At 70.2% G+C, this 6,696-nt stretch carries 4 protein-coding genes; all 4 read left to right on the top strand.

Annotated elements, in window-relative coordinates:
* The coding region (locus GKQ77_RS24370) for a bifunctional SulP family inorganic anion transporter/carbonic anhydrase (protein ID WP_219691073.1) at positions 1 to 2,304 on the top strand (2,304 nt) is incomplete at its 5' end.
* Positions 2,305 to 2,418: 114 nt separating this feature from the next.
* Complete coding sequence (acs, locus tag GKQ77_RS24365) at positions 2,419 to 4,377, top strand: acetate--CoA ligase (RefSeq protein ID WP_219691072.1); 1,959 nt, start codon at positions 2,419 to 2,421, stop codon at positions 4,375 to 4,377.
* Between the two features lie 269 nt (positions 4,378 to 4,646).
* Positions 4,647 to 6,047 carry a Na+/H+ antiporter NhaA gene (gene nhaA, locus GKQ77_RS24360; RefSeq protein ID WP_219691071.1) on the top strand — a complete coding sequence of 467 codons (1,401 nt, stop codon included), beginning with the start codon at positions 4,647 to 4,649 and terminating at the stop codon, positions 6,045 to 6,047.
* 125 nt (positions 6,048 to 6,172) lie between these two features.
* Complete coding sequence (locus GKQ77_RS24355; RefSeq protein ID WP_219691070.1) at positions 6,173 to 6,670, top strand: phage holin family protein; 498 nt, start codon at positions 6,173 to 6,175, stop codon at positions 6,668 to 6,670.
* Positions 6,671 to 6,696: the final 26 nt, after the last annotated feature.

The raw sequence follows: 6,696 nt of genomic DNA, 5'->3' as shown, positions 1-6,696 counted from the left end.
CCGCAAGCCCCACCGCCCAAGAAGAGGTTCCGTATCGCGGGGGCCGACCTCTCCGCGTCGATCGCCGTCTTCCTGATCGCCCTGCCGCTGTCCCTCGGCATCGCCCTCGCCACCGGAGCGCCCCTCCAGGCCGGCCTCGTCGCCGCCGCCGTCGGCGGCATCGTCGCCGGCCGGCTCGGCGGCTCACCGCTCCAGGTCAGCGGCCCCGCCGCCGGGCTCACCGTGGTCACCGCCGATCTCATCCAGCGGTACGGCTGGCGGACCACCTGCGCCATCACGGTCCTGGCGGGCCTGGCGCAACTCGGCCTCGGCTGCCTGCGCGTGGCCCGCACCGCGCTCGCCGTAAGCCCCGCCGTGGTGCACGGCATGCTGGCCGGCATCGGCGTCACCATCGCCGTCGCGCAACTGCACATCGTGCTCGGCGGCACCCCGCAGAGCGCCGTGGTCGACAACCTCCGGGCGCTGCCCGCGCAATTGGCCGACCTGCATCCGGCCGCCCTGTCGATCAGCCTGCTCACCCTCGCCGTGCTGCTGCTCTGGCCACGGATTCCCGGCCGCGCCGGGCGCGTGGCGCGTGCCGTGCCCGCGGCCCTGGTCTCGGTGGCCCTCGCCACGGGCGTGGCCTCCGCCGCCGGACTGCGCCTCGACCGGGTCGAGCTTCCTTCCTGGCGCAGTCACGCGCTGGTGGGGCTCCCCGAAGGCCCCGCGCTCGGGCTCGTCGCCGCCGTGCTCACGATCACGCTGGTGTGCAGCGTCCAGTCGCTGCTCGGCGCCGTGGCCGTCGACAAGCTCGTCTCCAAGCAGCGCGATCTGCACGCGGACGTGCGCCGCTCCGACCTCAACCGCGAACTGCTCGGCCAGGGCAGTGCCAACATCGTCTCCGGCGCGCTCGGCGGCCTGCCCGTCGCCGGGGTCGCGGTGCGCACCGTGGCCAATGTGCGCGCGGGTGCCGTCAGCAGGAACTCCACGATGCTGCACGGCGTTTGGGTAGTGCTGGCCGCGCTGCTCCTGGTCCCCGCCCTGGAGCTGATCCCCCTCGCCGCCCTCGCCGCGCTCGTCATGGCCGTCGGCATCCAGATGGTCAGCCTGAACCACATCCGGACGATCACCCGCCACCGCGAAATCCTCGTCTACGCCGTGACGACGGTCGGCGTGGTCTTCCTCAACGTCCTCCAGGGCGTCGCCCTCGGTGTCGCCGTCGCCGTGGCCGTCGCACTGCACCGCCTCGCCCGCACCCGGATCACGCACGAGGTGCGCGGCGGCGTCCACCACGTACGCGCACGCGGGCAGTTGACGTTCCTCGCGGTGCCGAGGCTCAGCAGGACGCTGCATCTCGTGCCCCACGGCGAGGACGTCGTCGTGGAGCTGGACGGCTCCTTCATGGACCACGCGGCGTACGAATCGCTCCAGTGCTGGCAGGAGGAGCACGCCGCGCACGGCGCCCGCGTGGAGATCACCGGGCGCGACGGGACCCGCATCGCCGAGCCCGCGAGCGCCTCGCACTCCTGCTGCCGACCGTGGACGCCCTGGCGCAATCACCACTGCGACCGCCCGCAGGAGGAGCAGGACGCGGGCCGGAGCCGGCCCAGCGCGCATCAACTGGCCAGCGGCATCAGCGCGTTCCAGCGGGACACCGCGCCTCATGTGCGGGGCGAGCTGGCCAGGCTCGCGCGCGAGGGGCAGCAGCCCGCGCAGCTCTTCCTCACCTGCGCGGACTCCCGGGTCGTCACCTCGATGATCACCTCAAGCGGCCCCGGCGACCTCTTCGTCGTACGCAACGTGGGCAATCTGGTGCCGCTGCCCGGCGCCGAGAGCGGGGACGACTCGGTGGGAGCCGCGATCGAGTACGCGGTCGACGTGCTCAAGGTGCGGTCCATCACCGTGTGCGGGCACTCCGGGTGCGGCGCGATGCAGGCGCTGCTCAACACCCCGCCCGGGGGCGCCCAGACGCCGCTGCGCCGTTGGCTGCGGCACGGCCTGCCGAGCCTGGAGCGGATGGGCGCGCAGGACAAGGCGTGGGCGCGGCTCTCCGGCAGGGCGCCCGCCGACGCCGTCGAGCAGCTCTGTCTGACCAATGTGGTCCAGCAGTTGGAGCACTTGAAGGCGCACGAGGCGGTGGCGCGCCGCCTCGCCGACGGCGAGCTGGAGCTGCACGGCATGTACTTCCATGTCGCGGAGGCGCAGGCGTATCTGCTGACGGAGACCGACGGCGCCGAGTACCTCCCCGACGAGGTCTTCGACCAGGTGGAGCCCACAGCGTTGGTCGAGGTCGAGCAGGCCGGTCCAGGCCGGGCGAACACCTGAGGGTAAAGGTCTAAACCAATTTCCGGCAGGCCCTTGTCACCGCGAGTTGTCTCTGATGAGCTGTGGCTTCGGACACAACGGTCGCCCCCGGCAAAGCAGTGCAAGGGAGATGTCGTGAGCAACGAAAGCCTGGCCAACCTCTTGAAGGAGGAGCGTCGCTTTGGGCCGTCGGCGGAGCTGGCGGCCGCCGCCAACGTCACCGCGGAGGCATACGAACAGGCCAAGGCTGACCGGCTCGGCTTCTGGGCCGAGCAGGCCCGCCGGCTGACCTGGGCGACGGAACCGACCGAGACGCTCGACTGGTCGAACCCGCCGTTCGCCAAGTGGTTCGCCGACGGCAAGCTCAACGTCGCGTACAACTGCGTGGACCGCCACGTCGAGGCGGGGAACGGCGAGCGCGTCGCGATCCACTTCGAGGGTGAGCCGGGCGACAGCCGGGCCATCACCTACGCCGAGTTGAAGGACGAGGTCAGCCGCGCGGCGCACGCGCTGACCGAGCTGGGCGTCGAGAAGGGCGACCGGGTCGCCGTCTATCTGCCGATGATCCCCGAGGCGGTCATCGCGATGCTCGCCTGCGCCCGCATCGGCGCCGCGCACTCGGTGGTCTTCGGCGGGTTCTCCGCGGACGCCATCGCCGCCCGCATCAAGGACGCCGACGCCAAGGTCGTCATCACCGCCGACGGCGGCTACCGCAGGGGCAAGCCCTCCGCGCTCAAGCCCGCCGTGGACGAGGCCGTGGGCCGGGTCGAGGGCGTGCAGAAGGTCCTCGTCGTCCAGCGCACCAAGCAGGACGTGGCGTGGACCGAGGGCCGTGACGTGTGGTGGCACGAGATCACCCGGAAGCAGTCCACCGAGCACACCCCCGAGGCCTTCGACGCCGAGCACCCGCTCTTCATCCTCTACACCTCGGGCACCACGGGTAAGCCGAAGGGCATCCTGCACACCTCCGGCGGCTACCTCACCCAGACGGCCTACACCCACCACGCCGTCTTCGACCTCAAGCCGGAGACCGACGTCTACTGGTGCACGGCCGACGTCGGCTGGGTCACCGGCCACTCGTACATCACGTACGGCCCGCTGGCGAACGGCGCGACGCAGGTGATGTACGAGGGCACCCCCGACACCCCCCACCAGGGCCGCTTCTGGGAGATCGTCCAGAAGTACGGGGTGACGATCCTCTACACCGCGCCGACCGCGATTCGTACGTTCATGAAGTGGGGCGACGACATCCCCGCGAAGTTCGACCTCAGCAGCCTGCGGGTCCTCGGTTCGGTCGGCGAGCCGATCAACCCCGAGGCGTGGATGTGGTACCGCAAGAACATCGGCGCCGACAAGTGCCCCATCGTCGACACCTGGTGGCAGACCGAGACCGGCGCCATGATGATCTCGCCGCTGCCGGGCGTGACGGAGACCAAGCCGGGCAGCGCCCAGCGCGCGCTGCCGGGCATCGCCGCCACCGTGGTCGACGACGAGGCGAACGAAGTGCCGGACGGCGGCGGGGGCTACCTCGTCCTGACCGAGCCGTGGCCGTCGATGCTGCGCACCATCTGGGGCGACGACCAGCGCTTCATCGACACGTACTGGTCGCGTTTCCAGGACCGCTACTTCGCCGGTGACGGCGCCAAGAAGGACGAGGACGGCGACATCTGGCTGCTCGGCCGCGTCGACGACGTGATGCTCGTGTCCGGGCACAACATCTCCACCACCGAGGTCGAGTCCGCGCTCGTCTCGCACCCGTCGGTCGCCGAGGCGGCGGTCGTGGGCGCGGCGGACGAGACGACCGGCCAGGCCATCGTCGCCTTCGTGATCCTGCGGGGCACGGCGAACGCCGAGGACGAGGGCCTGGTGGCCGACCTGCGCAACCACGTGGGCGCCACGCTCGGGCCGATCGCGAAGCCGAAGCGGGTCCTGCCGGTGGCCGAGCTGCCGAAGACGCGTTCCGGCAAGATCATGCGGCGGCTGCTGCGGGACGTCGCGGAGAACCGCGAGCTGGGTGACGTCACCACGCTCACGGACTCCTCCGTGATGGAGCTGATCCAGTCACGCCTCCCGGCGGCGCCGAGCGAGGACTGACGCCACTCGCTCCAGAGAAGCAGCTGAGAGCCGTACGGCGAATACGAGGCAGAGGGCACCCGGCGACGCGCCGGGTGCCCTTCGCGCGTCTACTGTGAAGATCACCGGATGCGTCCGCGCGTACGTTAGGTAGGCTAAGAATCGCGTCAACGTCGCGACAAGAAGTCACGCGAACGAGAAGCGAAGAGAAACGAACAGAAGTACCTAGGTGCGCCGGGAAGTCTGGTCGGCATGTGCTCAGCCCTGCCTACCGACCGGAGGTCGACCCCGTGACCGCGCCCGCCCCCCAGCCCCGCCGCAAGTTTCTCGGCAGGCTCTCGCTGCCCGAGCGGAATTTCGTCGCCGAAGCGCTGCGCGCCGAGACGGTCGGCGGAGTCCTGCTCCTTGTCGCCGCCGTCACCGCGCTGATCTGGGCGAACACGGCCGGCGGCTCGTATGAGTCGCTGCGCGGCTTCCACCTCGGGCCCGCCTCGCTCGGGCTCGACCTCTCCCTCCAGCACTGGGCGGCCGACGGGCTGCTCGCCATCTTCTTCTTCGTGGCGGGCATCGAACTCAAGCGCGAACTGGTCGCGGGCGATCTGCGCGACCCCAAGGCCGCCGCGCTGCCCGTCGTCGCGGCGCTCTGCGGCATGGCCGCCCCCGCGCTCGTCTACGTCCTGACCAACACCCTCGGCGGCGGCTCGATGGACGGCTGGGCCGTGCCGACCGCCACCGACATCGCCTTCGCGCTCGCGGTCCTCGCGGTCATCGGCACCTCACTGCCGTCCGCGCTGCGCGCCTTCCTGCTCACCCTCGCCGTCGTCGACGACCTCTTCGCGATCCTGATCATCGCGGTCTTCTTCACCAGCGACCTGAACTTCGCCGCGCTCGGCGGCGCCGCCCTCGGCCTCGCCGTCTTCTGGCTGCTGCTCAGGAAGCGGATACGCGGCTGGTACATCTACGTGCCGCTGGCCCTTGCCATCTGGGGCCTGATGTACAACAGCGGCGTCCACGCCACCATCGCGGGCGTCGCCATGGGCCTGATGCTGCGCTGCCACAAGGAGGACGACAGCGAGCGCCACTCCCCCGGCGAGCACATCGAACATCTCGTACGCCCCCTCTCCGCGGGCCTGGCCGTACCGCTGTTCGCCCTCTTCAGCGCCGGTGTGTCCGTCTCGGGCGGCGTGCTCGGCGACGTATTCACCAAGCCGCAGACGCTCGGTGTGGTGCTCGGTCTCGTGGTCGGCAAGGCGGTCGGCATCTTCGGCGGCACCTGGCTCGCCGCGCGCTTCACCAAGGCCGAACTCAACGACGACCTGGCCTGGCCGGACGTCTTCGCGGTCGCCTCGCTCGCCGGCATCGGCTTCACCGTCTCGCTGCTCATCGGCGAACTGGCCTTCGCCGAGGATCCGCTGCTCACCGACGAGATCAAGGCCGCCGTCCTGACCGGCTCGCTCATCGCGGCCGTGCTCGCCGGGATCCTGTTGAAGGTACGGAACGTCAAGTACCGCAAGCTGTGGGAGGAAGAGGAGCGCGACGACGACCTCAGCGGCGTACCCGACATCTACGAGATGGACGACCCGGAGTACCACCTCCGCATGGCCGCCATCTACGAGAAGAAGGCCGCGGAGCACCGCAGGCTTGCCGAAGTTTCGGGCGGGGAACGCGAGGATGGCAACGGTCCGGCATGATCTGAGCAGACATATCTCAGAAGTCTGAGCAGACATGCCTCAGCTGAGCAGACATGCCTCAGCTGAGCAGACATGCCTCAGAAGAGATCAGAAGAGAAACCAGAAGAGAAAAAGGGGAGAACGCGATGAGCTCACCCGACGGTCCCGTCGGCGCCGAGCGCAGCCTCGGCCAGCTGGTCGCCTCGGCGACCGGTGAGATGTCCGCGCTGGTGCACGACGAGATCGCACTGGCCAAGGCCCAGCTGCGTCAGGACGTCAAGCGCGGTGCGATCGGCGGTGGCGCGTTCGCCGCGGCCGGAGCGGTCCTCATCTTCTCGCTGCCCATGCTGAGCTTCGCGCTCGCATACGGCATCCGTACCTGGAGCGGCTGGAACCTCGCGGTCTGCTTCCTGCTGTCCTTCGCCGCCAATGTGCTGGTGGCCGGGGCGCTCGCGCTGATCGGCGTCGTCTTCGCCAAGAAGGCCAAGAAGGGCAAGGGCCCGCAGAAGGTCGCCGCCTCGGCCAAGCAGACGGCGGCCGTACTGGGGAACGTCAAGCCGCATCCCCGCCCGGTGGGCACCGCCGCCGCCCTTGACGTCCGAGTCGGTGAGACGGGGGCCACTGTGGCACGCTCGTCCTCATGACCGACCCCGCCCATCAGGACCAGGCC

Origin of the sequence: Streptomyces anatolicus, assembly GCF_019400875.1 — a bacterium.
Classification (GTDB): domain Bacteria; phylum Actinomycetota; class Actinomycetes; order Streptomycetales; family Streptomycetaceae; genus Streptomyces; species Streptomyces anatolicus.
This window is presented reverse-complemented; position numbering and strand designations above follow the sequence as displayed.

Bases quoted from the DNA above. Each gene is read 5' to 3' on its own strand.
- GKQ77_RS24355 (WP_219691070.1), top strand. From the start codon at position 6,173: ATGAGCTCACCCGACGGTCCCGTCGGCGCCGAGCGCAGCCTCGGCCAG.